The organism is Bradyrhizobium sp. NAS96.2, assembly GCF_001908235.1.
Classification (GTDB): domain Bacteria; phylum Pseudomonadota; class Alphaproteobacteria; order Rhizobiales; family Xanthobacteraceae; genus Bradyrhizobium.
Window position 1 is genome coordinate 1 of the sequence record NZ_LGHK01000043.1, and the last position, 18,098, is coordinate 18,098.

The following is an 18,098-nucleotide window of genomic DNA, read 5'->3' on the forward strand; positions in this document are numbered from 1 at the left end:
GGCGTGAGGGCCTGGCTCGCCGGTGCGCGCCGCCGCGGCCAACGGCTGGCGATCGCCACCACGACCTCGCATGGCAATATCGATGCGCTGCTGTCGGTTGCGCTGGGGTTGGGCTGGGCCGATCTGTTCGAGGCGATCGTCGCCGGCGACGACGTGCCACGGAAGAAGCCGGCTCCGGACGTCTATCTCGAGGTCCTGGCGCGGCTCGGGCTCGGACCGGCGGATTGCATCGCGGTGGAGGATTCCGGCAACGGCCTCGCCGCCGCCGCGCGGGCCGGCATCCCCGTGGTCATCACCCGCAGCACCTATTTCAGCGATGATGATTTCGCCGAGGCGCTTCTGGTTGTCGATGATCTCTCAGAGATCGACGACTAAAGGCTGCAGCTCCCGCCGGGCCGGCTGTTCCGAATAATTTCTTCGGTAGATTAAATAAATCGCGCTTGCTTCCATAGCGCAGTAGGGGCATCTTCGGCCAGAACAGCGCCAGCCCGCCGGAAATTCTGGCGGGAGGTGGTGACTGCCAACAATTTCGGGAGATTGCGCCTCGTGACCCTCCGTGTCTCCGATAAATTTATTCTGGTGATTTAATAAATGGTGCTTGCATCCGGAGAACGGCGAGGGCACGGTCTACCAAAGGTTGCCAGAGGCCGTGCAAAGCCACCAAAGGTTATGGGGGATGCTGGCGCTTGCCAACAATTCCGGGAGACAGCGCCTGATGATCCTCCACGTCATTGCTACGGCTCATTCGTCCTACGGCATGACTTGCGGGTAACCTCGGCATTGCAGGATCGATATGGTTGATCGTGCGGAGCGAGCATGGCGCTGTTGACGAGTCTAATCGACATTTGCGTGATTTCGGTTCGTGACGGCCCCGGCGCCGATCCGCGGTCGCCGTAGATTTGCGACCATCCAACGAATGATGGCGGTCGATTGATGCCGACCAATGCAACGGTAGCCAACTCAAAAAACCAAGGGAGTGACGCATGTTCAGATTGAAGGTCTCGTTGATTGCACTGGCGTTGGCAGGTCTCACCGCGGCCGCACCGGATGCGCTCGCGCAGAGCAAGCCGACGATCGGCATCGCGATGCCGACCAAATCCTCGGCACGCTGGATCGACGACGGCAACAACATGGTCAAGGTGCTGAAGGAGCGCGGCTACGGCACCGACCTGCAATATGCCGACGACGACATCCCGAACCAGCTCTCCCAGGTCGAGAACATGGTGACCAAGGGCTCCAAGGTGCTGGTCATCGCGGCGATCGACGGCACCACGCTGTCCGACGCGCTGAAGCAGGCCAAGGCGCAAGGCATCACGGTCATCGCCTATGACCGCCTGATCCGGGATACACCGAATGTCGACTACTACGCGACCTTCGACAATTTCCAGGTCGGTGTTCTGCAGGCGAGTTCGATCGTGAATGCGCTCGGCCTGAAGGACGGCAAGGGGCCTTTCAACATCGAGCTGTTCGGCGGCTCGCCCGACGACAACAACGCCTATTTCTTCTACGACGGCGCGATGTCGGTGCTGAAGCCGTACATCGACAGCGGCAAACTGGTGGTGGCCAGCGGCCAGATGGGCATGGACAAGGTCGCGACCCTGCGCTGGGACGGCGCCACCGCGCAGGCGCGGATGGACAATCTGCTCAGCGCCTTCTACGGCAAGAAGCGGGTCGATGCGGTGCTGTCGCCCTATGATGGTCTGTCGATCGGCATCATCTCCTCCCTGAAGGGGGTCGGCTACGGCAGCAAGGACCAGCCGATGCCCTACATCAGCGGCCAGGATGCCGAGGTGCCGTCGATCAAGGCGATGCTGCGCGGCGAGCAATACTCGACCATCTTCAAGGACACCCGCGATCTCGCCAAGGTCACCGCCGACATGGTCGATGCCGTGCTGAGCAAGAAGGAGGTCAGCGTCAACGACACCAAGACCTACAACAACGGGGTCAAGGTGGTTCCGTCCTATCTGCTCAAGCCGGTGGTGGTGGACAAGACCAATTGGGAGAAAGTCCTGATTGACAGCAGCTACTATAAGCGCTCGCAATTCGACTAAGGCGGGTGAGCCGGACGCCCCCCGCCGAGGCCGATCGACGCTGCGAGACATGATCCGATGACGGCAATGCTTGAGATGCGCGGCGTCAGCAAGAGCTTTGCCGGCGTGCAGGCGTTGCGCGACGTCAGCTTGTCCGTGGAAGCCGGCCAGATTCACGCTCTGGTCGGCGAGAACGGTGCCGGCAAGTCGACCCTGATGAAGGTGCTGAGCGGGGTCTACCCCGCCGGCAGCTATGAGGGGTCGATCCTGTTCGACGGCGCGGAGCGCCGGTTCCGCGATATCAACGATTCCGAGGCGCTGGGGATCATCATCATCCACCAGGAACTGGCGCTGATCCCGCTGATGTCGATCGCCGAGAATATTTTTCTCTCGCGCGCGCCGTCGCGGTACGGGGTGATCGACCGCAACGCGGTGTACCGGCGGACCGCGGAGTTGCTGGCGCAAGTCGGCCTGCGGGAATCGCCGGACACCCTGGTCACCGATCTCGGCGTCGGCAAGCAGCAGCTGGTCGAGATCGCGAAGGCGCTGTCGAAGCAGGTGCGCCTTCTGATCCTCGACGAGCCGACCGCGAGCCTCAACGAGGCCGACAGCGCCGCGCTGCTCGACCGGCTGCTGGCTTTCCGCGAGCAGGGCATCGCCTCGATCCTGATATCGCACAAGCTGAACGAAGTCGCACGTGTCGCCGACCGCATCACGGTGCTGCGCGACGGCCGCACCGTCGACAGCATCGATTGCCGGACCGAAGCGGTCGACGAGGACCGGATCATTCGTAGCATGGTCAACCGCGATCTCGCGCATCGCTTCCCGGAACGAAACGTCGCGATCGGCGATCCCGTGATGAATGTGGAGAACTGGTCGGTGTATCACCCGCTGCACACCGCCCGGCAGGTGATCAAGAACGTCGACTTCAAGGTGCGGCGCGGCGAGGTGGTCGGTATCGCCGGCCTGATGGGCGCCGGCCGCACCGAGTTCGCCATGAGCCTGTTCGGCAGGGCATGGGGCTACAACATCACCGGCAAGGTCAGCCTTGACGGACGCGAGGCGAGCCTTGCCAGTGTGCCGGCTGCGATCCACGCCGGCCTCGCCTATGTCACCGAGGACCGTAAGCAGCTCGGGTTGATCCTCGTCGACGACGTCCGCAAGAACGTGACGCTGGCGAGCCTTCGCCAGGTCGCCGATCGCGGCGTGATCGACGATGTCGTCGAGCTGAAGGCGGCGAGCGATTATCGCAACCGGATGCGGATCCGCTGTTCCGATGTCTATCAGGAGGCCGGGCAGCTCTCGGGCGGCAACCAGCAGAAGGTGGTGCTGTCGAAATGGCTGATGACCGATCCGCAGGTGCTGCTGCTGGATGAACCGACCCGCGGCATCGACGTCGGGGCAAAATACGAGATTTATTGTATCATCAACGAGCTCGCGGCGGCCGGCAAGGGCGTCGTGGTGATCTCGTCGGAGATGCCGGAATTGCTAGGCATCTGCGACCGGATCTGCGTGATGAATGACGGCGCCTTCGTCGGCGAGTTCGCCAGGGACGATGCGACGCAGGAGAAGATCATGCGCGCCATCATGCGCAATGTCAGGATGTCCGGAAGCGGCGTCCCTGCCGGCGAGGCGCGGGCGGGAGGCGGAGCACAATGACCGACAAGACAGTGTCACTTCCTGAGGCCCCCAAGCATTCCGGCTTCATCAAGAACAATCTGCGCAACTACGGCATGCTGCTGTCGCTGCTCGCGATCATGCTGTTCTTCGAGATCGTGACCGATGGCACGCTGTTGCAGCCGGTCAATCTCACCAACCTCGTGCTGCAGAACAGCTACATCGTGATCATGGCGCTCGGCATGCTGCTGGTGATCGTCACCGGGCATATCGACCTGTCGGTCGGCTCGGTCGCGGGGTTCGTCGGCGCGGTCGCGGCGGTGCTGATGGTGACCTACCATGTCGACTACCCGATCGCCTTCATTACCTGTCTTTTGATCGGCGCCGCGATCGGCGCGGCGCAGGGCTACTGGGTCGCCTATTTCAAGATACCGTCCTTCATCGTGACCTTGGCGGGCATGCTGGTGTTCAAGGGCCTTGCGCTCGCGGTGCTGCAGGGCCGGTCGGTCGGGCCGTTTCCGCCGACCTTCCAGAAGCTGTCGTCGGGCTTCATCCCCGAACTGTTCCCGAGCGCCGGCACGCTGTATCCGACCTCGCTGCTGATCGGCGTCGTGCTGGCGTTCGCGCTGGTGCTGGCGAGCGCCAAGAGCCGGGCGCGTGAGCAGTCGCATGGCATCGAGGTCGAGCCCTACGCGTTCTTCATCGCCAAGAGCATCGCGCTGGCGGGCGCCGTGCTCTATTTCACCTATCTGATCGCCTCGCATCGCGGCCTGCCGAACGTGCTCGTCATCATGACGGTGCTGATCGCGGCCTATGGCTTTGTCACGCGGCGGACCGTGATCGGCCGGCAGATCTATGCGGTCGGCGGCAATGCCAAGGCCGCGAAGCTGTCGGGTGTCAAGACCGAGCGGCTGACCTTCTTCACCTTCGTCAACATGGGCGTGCTGGCCGCGCTCGCCGGGCTGGTGTTCGCCGCGCGGCTCAACACCGCAACGCCGAAGGCGGGCCTCGGCTTCGAGCTCGACGTGATCGCCGCTTGCTTCATCGGCGGCGCCTCGGCCTATGGCGGCGTCGGCCGGGTCGGCGGCGCGGTGGTTGGCGCCATGATCATGGGCGTGATGAACAACGGCATGTCGATCCTCGGTATCGGCATCGATTATCAGCAGGTGATCAAGGGCCTCGTCCTGCTCGGCGCCGTCTGCATCGATGTCTACAACCAGCGCCGGTGATTGCCGCGCGGTCATGACTTCACGATATGATGCCTGCGCAACGCAGGAGAATGCCGCGTGAAACTGTCCCATGCCGATGCGCTGACCATCGGAAACATCCTCACTGAGGTCGGCCGCGCCGAGATCATGCCGCGGTTTCGCCGCGTCCGTGAGATCGAGGTCCGCACCAAGACATCGGCATTCGACGTCGTCACCGAAGCCGATGAGCTGGCCGAGCAGGCGATCTCGGCGGCGCTGCTCAGGGCGTTTCCGAATGCGGCCGTGATCGGCGAGGAAGCGACATCGCGCGATCCGGCCGCGCTCGATCAGGTCGGATCCGCGGAGCTCGCCTTCATCATCGATCCGATCGACGGCACGCGGAACTTCACCTCGAGCCTGCCGCTGTTCGGCACCATGGTGGCCGCCACGATGCGCGGCGAGATCGTGTTCGGCGCGATCCATGATCCCGTCTGCAACGACACCGCGTTCGCGCTGCGCGGTGAGGGCGCCTGGCTCGAAATGCCTGATGGCCGGCGGCATGACCTGAAGGTGGCCGCGGCGGTGCCGGTCCATCAGATGGACGCGGTGATCGGCGTCAATTTCCTGCCCGAGGCGCTGCGCCCAATCGTTGCCGGCAACCTGTCCAAGCTTGGCGTCAGCGCCTGGCTCAGATGCGCCGCGCATGAGTATCGCATGGCGGCATCCGGCCATTGCCATCTCCTGTTCTACAACAAGCTGATGCCGTGGGATCATGCCGCGGGCTGGCTCTTGCATCGCGAGGCCGGCGGCTACAGCGCGCATTTCGACGGATCACCCTACAAGCCGGTCAATCTGACCGGCGGCCTGCTCTGCGCGCCGGACGAGGAGAGCTGGCACGCAGCACAGCAGGCGATCCTGACGCGGACCGAGTAATTCTGTCGCAACTGTCAAACAGCTTGCTCGGTGTCATCACCCGCGTAACGACGCTTTCCACGCGTGGTCTCTGCGAAAGCAGGGACCCATAACCACCGAAGCAAGTTGTGGGATCGTCGCCCCAGCGTCGTGCAACAATTGGCAACTGGCGTAATGGGTCCTGGCTTTCGCCAGGACGACGATGAGGATGGTTCTCGATTCAAAATGACAAACACGCGGTGTCATCACCCACGCGAAGGCGGGTGATCCATTATTCAAGAGGCGCCTGTGCTTGAGCCGAGAGGCCGCGGCGTACTGGATCGCCTGGTCCGCACATCAAGCCGGCGATGAAAGGTGTGGGTGGGACAAGGTCCCCTCTGCGCGTCGTCCCTGCGAAAGCAGGGACCCATACTCCGCGGCGGAGATTGTGAACGCGACTCGTCGTTCCGCCGCTGCGCAACAACCTGCATTGGTGGTTATGGGTTCCTGCGTTCGCAGGGACGACACCGAGTGTGTTGCGCGGGGCGGTGGGCCGCAGCTCTACATTCTCGCGACATGCCTGGCTGACTGGGGCACGATCGCGAGCGTCATGCCCGGAGGCCCGGGCATGACGCACGGAAGCGCTATTCGCTGCCGACCTCGCCGGTGATGACTTTGCTGAACAGCGTCCAGCTCTCGCCTTCGAACCGCATCAGCTGCGACTGCTCGATCGGACGGAAGTCGGTCGCGCTGGTGTTGATCCTGATCCCGGGCAGGATCATCTTCGGCGCAAAGTCCTTCAGGCTGGCGGCCTGCTTCATCACGTTCTCGCGCGTCAGGTCGTTGCCGCACTGCTTGAGCACCTGCGCGAGGGTCTGCGCGGCCGCGTAGCCATAGACGTGATTGCCGTTGGTCTTGTCGCCGTCGGGCATGTATTTGTCCATGAACGCCCGCCATTCGCTGGTCTCGGCATCATTGTTCCAGATCTTGTCGGTCGGATCCTTGAGGTAGGCGACCGAGATGATGCCTTGCGAGTTTTCGACGCCCGCGGCGCGCATCACCGAAGCGACCGAGGTTGCGGTCGAGGTCAGGAAGAAGGTCGGCTTCCAGCCGAGCTCGGCGACCTTCTTGATGGTCTGCGCCGCGCCCTTCGGGGCAGCCCAGGTGAACAGGATGTCGGCGCCCGAGGCGCGCAGCGCCACGATCTGCGAATCCAGCGTCGGATCCGTCAGCTCGTAGGACTTGTCGGCGACGATCATGCTGCTGGCCTTGTCGCCGAGGCCGTCGCGCAGTCCCTTGAGCGCATCCTTGCCGGCATCGTCGTTCTGCCAGAGCACGGCGATCTTGCCGTTCGGAAATTTGTCGAGGATGTATTTGGCGTAGATCCGCCCTTCGCTCTGGTAGTTGGGCTGCCAGCCCATCGTCCACGGAAAGGCCTGGGGATCGCCGAAGCGCGTCGCGCCCGATGCGATGAAGAGGTGGGGGACCTTCTTGCCGTTCAGATATTTCTGGATCGCGACATTCGGCGCGGTGCCGAGCGGCTGGAACACCAGCAGCACCTCGTCGCCTTCGACCAGCTTGCGTGCCTGCTCGACCGATTTCGGCGGCGAGAAGCCGTCGTCATAGCTGATGAAATTGACCTTGCGCCCATTGATGCCGCCCTGGTCGTTGATCATCCTGAAATAGGCCGCTTCGGTCCGGCCGATCGCGCCGTAGGCGGAAGCAGGGCCGCTATAGGGCATGATATTGCCGATCTTGATCTCGGCATCCGAGACCCCCGGGCCGTAGTTCTTCTGCGCGAGCGCCGGCGACAGCGCACCGAGCGTCGCTGCGACCGCAAGCCACGCGCGAAGACAAAATCCGTCCAACATCCCTCGTTCACTCCCTGATTATTCGCTGATCGCCTTGTGACGTGCGCGGACCTGAGGGCCCGCGCGTTGACGCCCGGCAACAATTATCGTATGCGCTTCCGATCTGGAAACGTTTCCAGACTAGCGCGTGTTCCCACCGATGGCAATATTCCCTGCGGCCGGAGAGATGTGACAAATGAGCAGACTGGAGCAGACGAGCCCGGACCATGGCGCGCGGCCGCCTTTGGTCGCCGAATGCGATGCCGTCGTGGTGGGGGCCGGCTTCGGCGGGCTGTATGCGATCTACCGGCTGCGCGAGCTCGGGCTGAAGGTGATCGGCATCGAGGCGGCGTCCGATGTCGGCGGTACCTGGTACTGGAATCGCTATCCCGGCGCACGCTGCGACATACCGAGCCTGTTCTATTCCTATACCTGGTCGGAGGAGCTGCGGCAGGAATGGCGCTGGAGCGAGAAATACGCCGCGCAGCCGGAGATCCTGCGCTATGCGCAGCATGTCGTCGACCGGTTTGAGCTGCGCTCCCTGATCCGCTTCGATACGCGCGTGACCAGCGCCGACTGGGACGAGGCCGGCGAGAGCTGGACGGTGCGCACCGATCGCGGCGATTGCATCGTCGCATCAACTTGCGTGATGGCGACCGGCAATCTCTCCGTGCCCAACAAGCCGAAGCTGCCGGGGCTGGAGCGATTTCGCGGGCCGGTCTATCACACCGGGCAGTGGCCGCATGAACAGGTCGACTTTTCGGGCTTGCGTGTCGCGGTGATCGGCACTGGCTCGTCGGGCGTGCAGACGATCCCGATGGTCGCCAAGGCGGCAAGCCGCCTGACCGTCTTCCAGCGCACGCCGAACTACTCGGTGCCTGCACGCAACGCGCCACTGTCCGACAGCGATATCGCGGCCGCCGAGCCGTTGATCGCGAAATATCGCGAAAGCCTCGAGACGCCGGAATTCGGGCGGGTGCCCGCCAACGCATTCGACGCCGCGGTGCCCGACCGGGACGTGCAATGGGCGCGCTATGAACAGCTATGGGAGCAGGGCGGCGGCGGCATCCTGACCGCGTTCCCGAACATCCTGACCGATGAGGGCGTCAACGACGTCGCCTGCGACTTCGTGCGGGACAAGATCCGCGGCATCGTCAACGACGCGGCGACGGCGGAGGCGCTGTCGCCGAAGGATTATCCGCTCGGCGTCAAGCGCATCTGCATCGATACCGGTTATTTTGCGACCTACAATCTGCCGCATGTCGAGCTGGTCGATCTGCGCACAGAACCGCTGACGGCGGTCACCGCGACCGGCCTCGAGACCGCGACGCGCTCCTTCGCGCTCGATGCGCTGGTGCTGGCGACCGGCTATGATGCGATGACCGGAGCGCTCGCCGCGATGCAAATCCGCGGCCGCGACGGTGCGACCTTGAACGAGGCCTGGGCCGATGGGCCGAGCGCCTATCTCGGCCTGATGGTGTCGGGCTTTCCGAACCTGTTCGTCGTGACCGGGCCGGGCAGCCCGTCCGTCATCGGCAACGTGATCCACGCCTGCGAGAACCATGTCGAGTGGATCACGGCCTGCCTCGGCAGCATGCGCGCCAAGGGACAGACGCGGATCGAGCCGGATCGCGATGCCGAGCGCGCCTGGATGGCGCATGTCGCGGATGCTGCCAGCCGCACGCTCTATCCGAAGGCCAATTCCTGGTACCAGGGCGCCAACATCGCCGGCAAGCCGCGGGTGTTCATGCCCTATGTCGGCCAGGGCTATCGCCACCGCATCGCGCAGATCGCGCAGCGCGGGTACGAGGGATTTGAGTTGCGCTGAAGCTGGCGCTTTGCTCTCCGTCATTGCGAGGAGCGAAGCGACGAAGCAATCCATCGCTCCGTGTGGGCGGAGGGATGGATTGCTTCGCTTCGCTCGCAATGACGGATAGAATTGGAACCGTTTCCAGATTGGAAGAGTTGGAGGACAGAAGATGGACATCAAGCGTGCAGGAACGGTCCCGAGTCGCCGCGGCAACGCCGAATGGTTCAGCGGCACCGTCTGGGCGGACTCGATCGTCAACGCACCCGCACCGGCGCGGGTACAGGCCGCGCGGGTCACGTTCGAGCCGCGGGCGCGCACGGCCTGGCACACCCATCCGCTCGGCCAGACGCTCTACGTCACCGCCGGCGCGGGGTATGTGCAGAGCTGGGACGGTCCGATCCGCGTGATCCGTCCGGGCGATGTGGTGTGGATTCCGCCGGGCGAGAAACATTGGCACGGTGCCGCGCCAACCACGGGCATGAGCCACATCGCGATCCACGAAGCGCTCGACGGCGACTATGCGACCTGGATGGAGCACGTCTCCGACGCGCAATACGCGGCGGCGCCGCAGGCGGATTGATCGGCGCGCGACGCTACTTTCGACCCCGCGCGGGCGTCGCCGGCGCGGCGCAGGAGTGACGCAGGATCAGGCGCGTCGGCAGGAACACCGGCGCGTTGCTGGCGGGCTTGTCGTCGTCGCGGATCCGCTCCAGCAACAGCCGCGCGGCGGTGCGGCCGACCTCGTTCATGTCCCAGCTCAAGGCCGAGATCGCGGGCGTCGCATGGCGGGCGAGGTCGGTGTCGCCGCTGCACACGATCGAGACGTCCTGCGGATAGCGCAGGCCGTTGCTGGTGATCGCCTCGAGCACCTCGGCCAGCATGCTGGTGCCGAGCGAGATGATCGCGGTCGGCGGTTTTGTCATTTGCAAGAGTTGGCACACCGAGCTGAAGGCGGTGTTGGCGCCCTGCATATGCGGGCGGATCAGGGCTGGATCGACCTCGATCTTTGCTTCTTGATGTGCCTGCCGGTAGCCCGCGAGCCGTTCCGAGCTCGGCAGCACCGCGGCGCTGCCCGTGAGCAACGCAATCCGGCGATGGCCGAGGCCGATCAGATAGCGCGTCGCCTCCAGCGCGCCGCCGCGGTGGTCGACGCGAACCGGGACACTGCCTGGCACATCGCGGTCGACGGTGACGCAGGGCAGGTCGAGCGTCGCCAGCCCCTTCATGAAATCCTTGTGCGAATTGTCGCCGGCGAACAGCAGCAAGCCATCCATCTGGCGCCGCCGCACAGCCGACAGGAACGCCGCTTCGCGCGCCTCCTCGTGCTTGGTCGCGGCCAGCATCAGGAGGAAACCGGCGCGCTGGAATTCCTCCTCCGCCGCGCTCACCATGCCGGTGTAGTGTGGATTGGAGAAGTCGGCCACCATGCAGCCGATCGTGTTGGAGGCCCGCGAGCGCAGCGCCTGCGCCGCCTGGTCCGGCTCGAAGCCGAGGCGCTTCACCGCGCGCATGATGCGGGCATGCAGTTCCGCGCTGGTATAGATGCCGCCGTTGAGCGTGCGGCTGACGCTTGAGACCGACACGCCGGCCTCCGCCGCGACGTCACGAATCGTCGGTCGTGTCCGTCGCGCCTTTGTCATTCGTGGTCGCGTCCTGTCGGTTCGGGCGTTGCCGTCGTCAGGTGCGCCAGTTGCGGCGCGGAGCGGACGGCATGACCGAACCTAATCAGGCTCCGCCACGAATCTCAAATGATTCCTGCCGCTACGATCGTGGCGTCAGGCCGACGCGGGCCGGTCGAAATAGGCGAACGCGGCGCTGGTCAGGCTGCCGAGCAGTGACCAGAACACCAGGCTGGTGAGCGTGACCGCGACCACGAACTGATGCGACAATGACGACGGCACGTTGGTCTCGACATGCTCGAGCTCGGGCGCGCCGATCAGATGCGGCAGCATGATCAGGACCACGCCGGCGATCGCAGCCGGCATCGAGCGGCGGAACACGATCAGCCCGAGGCCCGCTGCTGTCGCCAGCACCGCGATCGTCCACCAGATCTGACGCGAGAGCAGTGGAGCGGTGGGCACGCCCGGCAATTCAGGCGGCAGCCCGAGGCCGGGGGCGATGGTGAAGACGGCAAAGCCTGCGAGGCCCCACATCAGGCCTTGGTGCCACGAGATCGGCTCGCCGGTCGCGCCGCTGCGGACCGCGAGGAAGCCGCAGAGCAGAAGCGCAAAGCCGATCGCGGTCAGGATGTTCGCGCCCGCCGTATAGAGGTTGCGCTCCAGCCCGTCCTTCGGCTCCCAGGCCTCGGCGCCGTGATCATGATCGGCATGATCGTGGACGAGGATGGCCTGCGGCTGCGCTGAAGCTTCGTGCTTGTGCTCGGCCGCCTTCTCATAGACCTCGGCCCTGAGGATCAGGGGAACGGTGCCGAACTGCTGGACCGCGGTGACGATCAGGCCGACGATGAAACCGGCGATGACCGACGAGAAGACGATCGAGCGAAACGTGCTCATGCCGACGAGGTCAGTGGCAGGGGAATGCGTTGGAGTGGCGCACATCGTGCGCCGCGTTGTGGATCACGTCGATGTGCGAGAAGCCGACCACGCCGACGATGAACAGGCCGAGCGTCATCGCCATCAGCGACTGGGCAAGCCGGCCGACCTGTCGGGTGGCAACCGGCAGATGCTGGGCTTGCGCGGTCTGGGACTGGCTCATGATCGTTCTCCACGTTCGATTTGGTCGGCTTCTAACAGCTTTCGGGCGATGTCGCGACTGGTAAGATGCAGATTTGTTCCAACGGGGATGCGCTTGCGCAGGATCTTGGCGTGGGCCGCGGCCCTGAATGCGCCTGTATGGCGCTCGTAATAGCCGATGCAGGCCTCCGGTACCGGCTCTGCGCCAAGCAGAGTCCGAAACGCACCCCGATGCACTGCGCAGATCGCACCGTGCTCCGGGACGGGAAACGCCAGGGAGGCGATGTCGGCGCGCCAGTGGGCGGCGCTGTTTGCGGCGCCGCTGCCGGTCGGAGATTCGTCAGCGCCGGATGGTGAATTCACCGGGACCTCGCCGCGATTCCCACTTGGCTTGCTCGAGCTCGGGACGGTCACACTCTGCCTGGGGGTAGCCGATGCAGAGGTAGCCGATAAATTTCCAGCCGTCCGGTATCTCCAGGATCTCACGCACACGGCCCGGATTGAGGATCGATACCCAGCCGAGCCCAATGCCGTCGGCACGCGCGGCAAGCCACATCGAGCAGATCGCGGCCACCACGGAATATTCAGACGTCTCCGGCATCGTCGCACGGCCGAGACCGGAGCCGATCTGGTCGCTCTTCTCGGCGAAGACGGCGAGGTGGCCTGGCGCCTCTTCGAGGCCAGATAATTTCAATGCGGCATATTTTGCGGCACGCTCGCCGGAATAGGAGCGCAGCGCTTCGGCGTTGCAGGTCTTGAAGTCGTCGATCACGGCGCGGCGCCGTGCTGCATCGTCGACAATGACGAATCGCCAGGGCTGGCTCAATCCGACCGACGGCGACAGGCAGGCGATCTCGATCAGCCGCTCGATTGACCCATCCGGCAGCGGATCGGTCCGGAAGCGCCGCACGTCGCGCCGCCACACGAACAGCTCGTGCAGTTGCCGGCGAAACGCATCGTCGAATGAGATCATCGCGGGGCCTTTGGCAGGATCGATCTCGGAGTTCATTTAAGCTTCATTACTTAAGCTTCATCGGCAGGCCTGCAACGACGAACTCGACCTCGTCTGCTGCAGCGGCGATGGTCTGGTTCATGAGACCCGCGGCGTCGCGGAAGATCCGCGCCAGTGCGTTGTCGGGCACGATGCCGAGGCCGACCTCGTTGGTGACCAGGATGACCGGGCTGTGCTGGCGCGGCAACGCATCCGCAAGGCGTGTCACTTCCTGCGACCAGTCGCGCTCCGCATGCAGCAGGTTGGACAGCCACAGCGTCAGGCAATCCACCAGCCTTGCGCCGCCGCGATCGGTCTCGGACAGCACGTCGACCAGATCGAGCGGCACCTCGCGTTCGATCCAGTCGCCGCCGCGCCGTGCGCGATGCCTGGCGATCCGTTCGTCCATTTCAGCATCGAGCGCTTCGGCGGTCGCAACATAGACCGGCTGACCTGGAAAGCTGCGCGCGCGAAGTTCGGCGCGCCGGCTCTTTCCGGACCGGGCTCCGCCGGTGATCAGAATGACGGTCATATGGTCTCCTGCTGCGAACCGGGACCCGCTTCGCTCGAAAACGCTCTAACCACCAATCGCGGTAAAACACAAAGCCGAAATCCGCCCGCGGAGGGCTTGCGCTCGCTCGATGTCTTGCGCATCAGGGGGATCGCGGCGAGGAGAGGGTTAAGTGGGATTTGCGGGAGCGATGGCGGTGGCGATGGCTGTGGATGCCTTGATCGGCTGGCCGGCGTGGCTGTTTGCCCGCGTCGGCCATCCCGTGACCTGGCTCGGCCGGTTGATCCATCTCCTCGATACCAGCTGGAACCGGGCCTCCGATCCGCCCGCGCTGCGTCGCGCCGCCGGTGTTGCAGCGGCCGTGCTGGTGATCGCGCTGGCTACGGCGCTGGGGTGGGCCGTTCAGTCCGCGCTCGCATCGGGATGGGTGCATGTCGTTGTTGCGGGTGTCCTGGCATGGCCGCTGGTGGCGCTGCGCTCGCTGCATGACCATGTCGCCGCGGTGGCCCATCCGCTCGCGTCCGGCGACATCGCGGCCGCGCGTTCAGCAGTCGCGCAGATTGTCGGGCGCGATCCGGCCACGCTCGACGACGCCGGCATCGCGCGCGCGACCATCGAGAGCCTTGCCGAGAATGCGTCCGACGGCATCGTGGCGCCGGTGTTTTGGGGCGCGCTGTTCGGGCTGCCGGGAATCCTTGGCTACAAGGCGATCAATACGCTGGACTCCATGATCGGCCATCGCACCGAGCGGCACGAAGCCTTTGGCTGGGCCGCGGCGCGGATCGACGATCTCGCCAATCTCATTCCGGCGCGGCTGACCGGTGTTTTGTTCGTGCTGCTCGCGCCAAACCGCTCGCAGGCGTGGTCATGCATGCTGCGCGATGCGCGACGGCATCGCTCGCCCAATGCCGGATGGCCGGAAGCGGCGATGGCCGGCGCGCTCGCCGTGCGGCTCAGCGGGCCGCGCATCTATCACGGCAGCATCGCGGACGAGCCTTGGCTGAACGAGGGCGCGCGCGATCCGGCTGCCGCTGATGTCCTCACCGGGCTGAAACTCTATCGTTACGCCATGATGCTGCTGGCCGCGGCCTTCGTGGCCCTGGCGCTGGCGTGAAGGAGCGGCGCATGCGTGAGCACGGCGGGAATCTCGATGTCGCCCGGCAACGCTACGGCGGCACTGCGGAAGACTGGATCGACCTGTCGACCGGGATCAATCGGGTGCCCTATCCTGACGTCGGCGTGGAGCCGCGGCAATGGGGCGCGTTGCCGTCGCGATCCGAAATCGAATCCCTGCACGACGCTGCGCGGCAGGCCTACGCTACCCGTGCGCCGATCGTGGCGATCGGCGGTGCGCAGGCCGCCATTCAGTTGCTGCCTAGTCTGGCGTCGCGCGGGCGGGCGCGCATCCTGGCGCCGACATATAATGAGTATGCCGGCGTGTTGTCGGCGGCGGGCTGGGACGTTGCCGAGGTGTCCGAGCTTGCGGCGCTGGCGGGAGCTGATGTTGCCGTCGTCGTCAATCCGAACAATCCGGATGGCAGGCGCCATGATCGGGACGAGTTGCTTGCGCTGTTGCCACGCGTTGGCCGGCTCGTGATCGACGAGAGTTTTGCGGACGCCGTACCCGGCATCTCGCTTGCGGCAGAAGCAGGGCGCGCGGGGCTCGTGATCCTGCGCTCATTCGGCAAGTTTTACGGGCTTGCCGGCTTGCGGCTCGGCTTCGCTGTTGGCGGCGAAGCTGATATTGCCGCGCTTGCCGCAATGACCGGGCCATGGCCGGTTTCGGGGGCTGCGATTGCGATCGGGCGGCGCGCGTTGCTCGATCGCGATTGGGCGAGGGCAACGACCGCGCGGTTAGCGGACGACTGCGTCAAGCTCGACGCAGCGGCGCAATCGCGGGGCTGGACGCTGGTCGGTGGCACGCCGCTGTTCCGGCTCTACGAGACCGGCGATGCGCTCGCCGCGCAGGAGACGCTCGCCGGCGGACGGATCTGGTCGCGCGTCTTCCAGCAAAAACCGGGATGGCTGCGCCTCGGCCTGCCGGGCAATGAAGCCGAATGGTCCCGGCTTTCAGCCGTGTTGTCGCGTTGATTTGCTGACGCGTTTTCTTCACGCGAACCGGTGTCCACTTGGCTCGAAAGCGCTTTAGCGCGCCAGCGCGAGCAGGCCGTCGACATCAAGATGGGCTTCGATGTGCTCGGCAAGCGCATCGAGCGCGCTTTCGACCCTGGCGCCGTAAGGCTGATCCGCCGCAGGGATGTCGAGCTGCGCAAGGAACGCCTTACGAAATTCGTCTGAGGTGAACAGGCCGTGCAGATAGCTGCCGTGAACGCGTCCGTCACGCGACCTGGCGCCTTCCGGCGAGCCGTCAAGCATTGAAAACGGCCGCACGCGATCCGGGCCTTCGGTGCGCCCGATGTGGATCTCATAGGCACTGATCGGCTGACCGGTCGCGGCATGCACCGCGCTGACGCGGGTCAGCGTCTTCTGCTCGGTCATGGTGGTGGTGACATCGAGCAGCCCGAGGCCGCGCGTCTCGCCGGCAGCGCCCTCAATCCCATCGGGATCGGCGACGCGCTGCCCGAGCATCTGGTATCCGCCGCACAAGCCGAGGACATAGCCGCCGCGGCGATGATGCGCCAGGAGATCGATGTCCCAGCCTTGCGCGCGCAGGAAGGCGAGGTCGCCGCGGGTCGATTTCGAGCCGGGCAGGATGACGAGCCTGGCATCACCGGGGATGGCTTCGCCCGGACGCACCATCACCAGATCGACGCCGGGCTCGAGCTTGAGCGGATCGAGATCGTCGAAATTGGCGATCCGCGATAGCGCCAGAAACGCGATCTTGCACTGGCCGGGCTTGCGCGTCTCGCCGAGCCCGAGCGCATCTTCCGCAGGTAATTCGCCCGCGCGGGCGAACCACGGCAGGACACCGAAGCCGCGCCAGGCGGTGCGGTCCTCGATCAGGTGGTAGCCGTCGTCGAACAGTGAGGGATCGCCGCGGAATTTGTTGATGACGAAACCCTGGATCATCGCGGCATCGTCGGGATCGATCACGGTCTTGATGCCGACGAGCTGCGCGATCACGCCGCCGCGGTCGATGTCGCCGACCAGCACCACGGGCACGTCGGCCCGGCGCGCAAAGCCCATATTGGCGATGTCGGACGTGCGTAAGTTGACCTCGGCCGGGCTGCCGGCGCCTTCGACCAGCACCAGGTCGGCGCGTTCTTTCAGCCGCGCAAAGCTCTCCAGCACCGCGCCCATCAGCTGTGGCTTCATGCCGGCATATTCCCGCGCGCGGGCGGTCGCGATGCGCCTGCCGTGCACGATGATCTGGGCGCCGACATCGGTTTCGGGCTTCAGCAGCACCGGGTTCATGTCGGTATGCGGCTCGACGCCGGCGGCGAGCGCCTGCAACGCCTGCGCGCGCCCGATCTCGCCGCCATCGACGGTCACGGCCGCATTGTTCGACATGTTCTGCGGCTTGAACGGCAGCACGCGCAGGCCGCGCCGCGTGGCGGCGCGCGCAAGCCCCGCGACGATGAGCGACTTGCCCACGTCCGAGCCGGCTCCCTGGATCATCAATGCGCGCGCCATGGCGATGTCTGTCAGAATTCGACGCCCGGCTGCGCCTTGATGCCGGAGCGGAACGGATGCTTCACCAATGTCATCTCGGTGACGAGGTCGGCGATCTCGATCAGCTCCTCCTTGGCGTTGCGACCGGTGAGCACGACATGCGTCATCGGCGGCTTGGACGTCGTCAGGAATTCCACCACGTCGGCGACCGCGAGATAGTCGTAGCGCAGTGCGATGTTGATCTCGTCGAGCACCACCATGCGCAGGCTCGGGTCTGCGATCAGCTGTTTGGCCTTTTCCCAGCCGGCCTGGGCCGCCGCGATGTCGCGGGCGCGATCCTGCGTTTCCCAGGTAAAGCCTTCACCCATCGCGTGGAATTGGCAGAGCTCGCCGAAATGCCCGGTGAGCAGGCGGCGTTCGCCGGTATCCCAGGCCCCCTTGATGAACTGCACGACGGCGCAGGGAAAGCCGTGCGCCACGCAGCGGACGATCATGCCGAAGGCGGAGGACGATTTTCCTTTGCCGGCGCCGGTATGAACGATGATCAGACCCTTTTCGCCGCTCTTGGTCGCCATGATGCGATCCCGGGCGGCCTTCTTCTTCGCCATCTTGTCAGCATGGCGCGCGTCCAGCGATGGGTCGGCGCCGACGGGGCCGTCCTCAGCGTCGTTTCCATCAGAAATCATCGCGTTCCTTCGGCTTGACAAGTGCGAGGCTTGGACGAATGGTGGGCCCGCGTTGGTTCCTGTCCTACGACAGGCGAACAGGGAATGCGATAGGGCTGAGACCGCAAGGTCGGCCCGAAACGCAGCCGCCCCCGCGACCGTGACCGGAGAGATGCCCAAGCCACTGATTCCGTAAGGAGTCGGGAAGGTGGGCATCAAAGGAAAAATCCTACTCCGCAAGCCGGGAGACCTGCCAACGCAGCATGTTGTGAGACCGGCG

General features: G+C 65.0%; 18 protein-coding genes and 1 riboswitch. Of the genes, 9 read left to right on the forward strand and 9 right to left on the reverse strand.

The annotated features are described in order from the left end of the window. From AC628_RS11655 to AC628_RS11675, 5 genes are all read left to right on the forward strand, one after another. Positions 1–375 (forward strand): HAD family hydrolase (locus tag AC628_RS11655; protein ID WP_143201553.1); only part of this gene is annotated, 375 nt, incomplete at its 5' end. 608 nt (positions 376–983) lie between these two features. Next, positions 984–2,051: a multiple monosaccharide ABC transporter substrate-binding protein gene (chvE, locus tag AC628_RS11660; RefSeq protein ID WP_074126963.1), complete on the forward strand. Its 1,068-nt coding sequence runs from the start codon at positions 984–986 to the stop codon at positions 2,049–2,051. A gap of 57 nt (positions 2,052–2,108) precedes the next feature. Next, entirely contained in the window at positions 2,109–3,689 is a 1,581-nt protein-coding gene (mmsA, locus tag AC628_RS11665; RefSeq protein ID WP_074126964.1) for a multiple monosaccharide ABC transporter ATP-binding protein, read from the forward strand. Then, positions 3,686–4,876, forward strand: a complete 1,191-nt coding sequence (gene mmsB / locus AC628_RS11670) for a multiple monosaccharide ABC transporter permease (RefSeq protein WP_074126965.1) — start codon at positions 3,686–3,688, stop codon at positions 4,874–4,876. The genes mmsA and mmsB overlap by 4 nt, the downstream gene beginning before the upstream one ends. A 57-nt stretch (positions 4,877–4,933) precedes the next feature. Further along, the gene (locus tag AC628_RS11675) at positions 4,934–5,767 is read left to right on the forward strand and encodes an inositol monophosphatase family protein (RefSeq protein ID WP_074126966.1); all 834 of its coding nucleotides are present in this window, start codon (positions 4,934–4,936) and stop codon (positions 5,765–5,767) included. Positions 5,768–6,369: 602 nt separating this feature from the next. Here AC628_RS11675 and AC628_RS11680 read toward each other — a convergent pair. Further along, the gene (locus tag AC628_RS11680; protein WP_074126967.1) at positions 6,370–7,596 is read right to left on the reverse strand and encodes an ABC transporter substrate-binding protein; all 1,227 of its coding nucleotides are present in this window, start codon (positions 7,594–7,596) and stop codon (positions 6,370–6,372) included. A 175-nt stretch (positions 7,597–7,771) separates the two neighbouring features. On the opposite strand from AC628_RS11680, the gene AC628_RS11685 reads away from it, so the two are divergent. Then, entirely contained in the window at positions 7,772–9,403 is a 1,632-nt protein-coding gene (locus tag AC628_RS11685) for a flavin-containing monooxygenase (RefSeq protein ID WP_083632786.1), read from the forward strand. 151 nt (positions 9,404–9,554) lie between these two features. Continuing rightward, a complete protein-coding gene (locus AC628_RS11690) occupies positions 9,555–9,965 on the forward strand; it encodes a (R)-mandelonitrile lyase (RefSeq protein ID WP_074126968.1) in 411 nt (136 codons plus the stop codon). Between the two features lie 13 nt (positions 9,966–9,978). On the opposite strand, the gene AC628_RS11695 is transcribed toward AC628_RS11690, so the two are convergent. The 6 genes from AC628_RS11695 to cobU all read right to left on the reverse strand — a co-directional run bounded on the left by AC628_RS11695 (position 9,979) and on the right by cobU (position 13,601). After that, positions 9,979–11,025 carry a LacI family DNA-binding transcriptional regulator gene (locus tag AC628_RS11695; protein ID WP_074126969.1) on the reverse strand — a complete coding sequence of 349 codons (1,047 nt, stop codon included), beginning with the start codon at positions 11,023–11,025 and terminating at the stop codon, positions 9,979–9,981. A gap of 135 nt (positions 11,026–11,160) precedes the next feature. Next, on the reverse strand, positions 11,161–11,898 hold the full coding sequence (locus tag AC628_RS11700; RefSeq protein ID WP_074126970.1) for a CbtA family protein: 738 nt from the start codon (positions 11,896–11,898) through the stop codon (positions 11,161–11,163). A 10-nt stretch (positions 11,899–11,908) separates the two neighbouring features. Further along, a complete protein-coding gene (locus AC628_RS11705; RefSeq protein ID WP_021082128.1) occupies positions 11,909–12,100 on the reverse strand; it encodes a CbtB domain-containing protein in 192 nt (63 codons plus the stop codon). Beyond that, entirely contained in the window at positions 12,097–12,441 is a 345-nt protein-coding gene (locus tag AC628_RS11710; RefSeq protein WP_074126971.1) for a hypothetical protein, read from the reverse strand. Before AC628_RS11710 ends, AC628_RS11705 begins: the two co-directional genes overlap by 4 nt. Beyond that, entirely contained in the window at positions 12,419–13,051 is a 633-nt protein-coding gene (gene bluB / locus AC628_RS11715) for a 5,6-dimethylbenzimidazole synthase (RefSeq protein WP_074127055.1), read from the reverse strand. The genes AC628_RS11710 and bluB overlap by 23 nt, the downstream gene beginning before the upstream one ends. Positions 13,052–13,097: 46 nt before the next feature. After that, entirely contained in the window at positions 13,098–13,601 is a 504-nt protein-coding gene (gene cobU, locus AC628_RS11720; RefSeq protein ID WP_074126972.1) for a bifunctional adenosylcobinamide kinase/adenosylcobinamide-phosphate guanylyltransferase, read from the reverse strand. Positions 13,602–13,770: 169 nt separating this feature from the next. Here cobU and cbiB point away from each other — a divergent pair, with 169 nt between their 5' ends. Together cbiB and cobD are read left to right on the forward strand one after the other, a co-directional pair. Next, positions 13,771–14,694: an adenosylcobinamide-phosphate synthase CbiB gene (cbiB, locus tag AC628_RS11725; protein WP_143201561.1), complete on the forward strand. Its 924-nt coding sequence runs from the start codon at positions 13,771–13,773 to the stop codon at positions 14,692–14,694. Positions 14,695–14,705: 11 nt separating this feature from the next. Then, on the forward strand, positions 14,706–15,671 hold the full coding sequence (gene cobD, locus AC628_RS11730) for a threonine-phosphate decarboxylase CobD (RefSeq protein WP_074127056.1): 966 nt from the start codon (positions 14,706–14,708) through the stop codon (positions 15,669–15,671). Between the two features lie 54 nt (positions 15,672–15,725). Here the strand turns inward: cobD and AC628_RS11735 are convergent, their stop codons facing one another. Both AC628_RS11735 and cobO read right to left on the reverse strand, forming a co-directional pair. After that, positions 15,726–17,174 (reverse strand): cobyric acid synthase, encoded by a 1,449-nt coding sequence (locus AC628_RS11735; protein WP_074126974.1) that lies wholly within the window; start codon positions 17,172–17,174, stop codon positions 15,726–15,728. 11 nt (positions 17,175–17,185) lie between these two features. Continuing rightward, on the reverse strand, positions 17,186–17,839 hold the full coding sequence (gene cobO / locus AC628_RS11740) for a cob(I)yrinic acid a,c-diamide adenosyltransferase (RefSeq protein ID WP_074126975.1): 654 nt from the start codon (positions 17,837–17,839) through the stop codon (positions 17,186–17,188). A gap of 36 nt (positions 17,840–17,875) precedes the next feature. After that, positions 17,876–18,090: riboswitch (cobalamin riboswitch) on the forward strand. Positions 18,091–18,098: the final 8 nt, after the last annotated feature.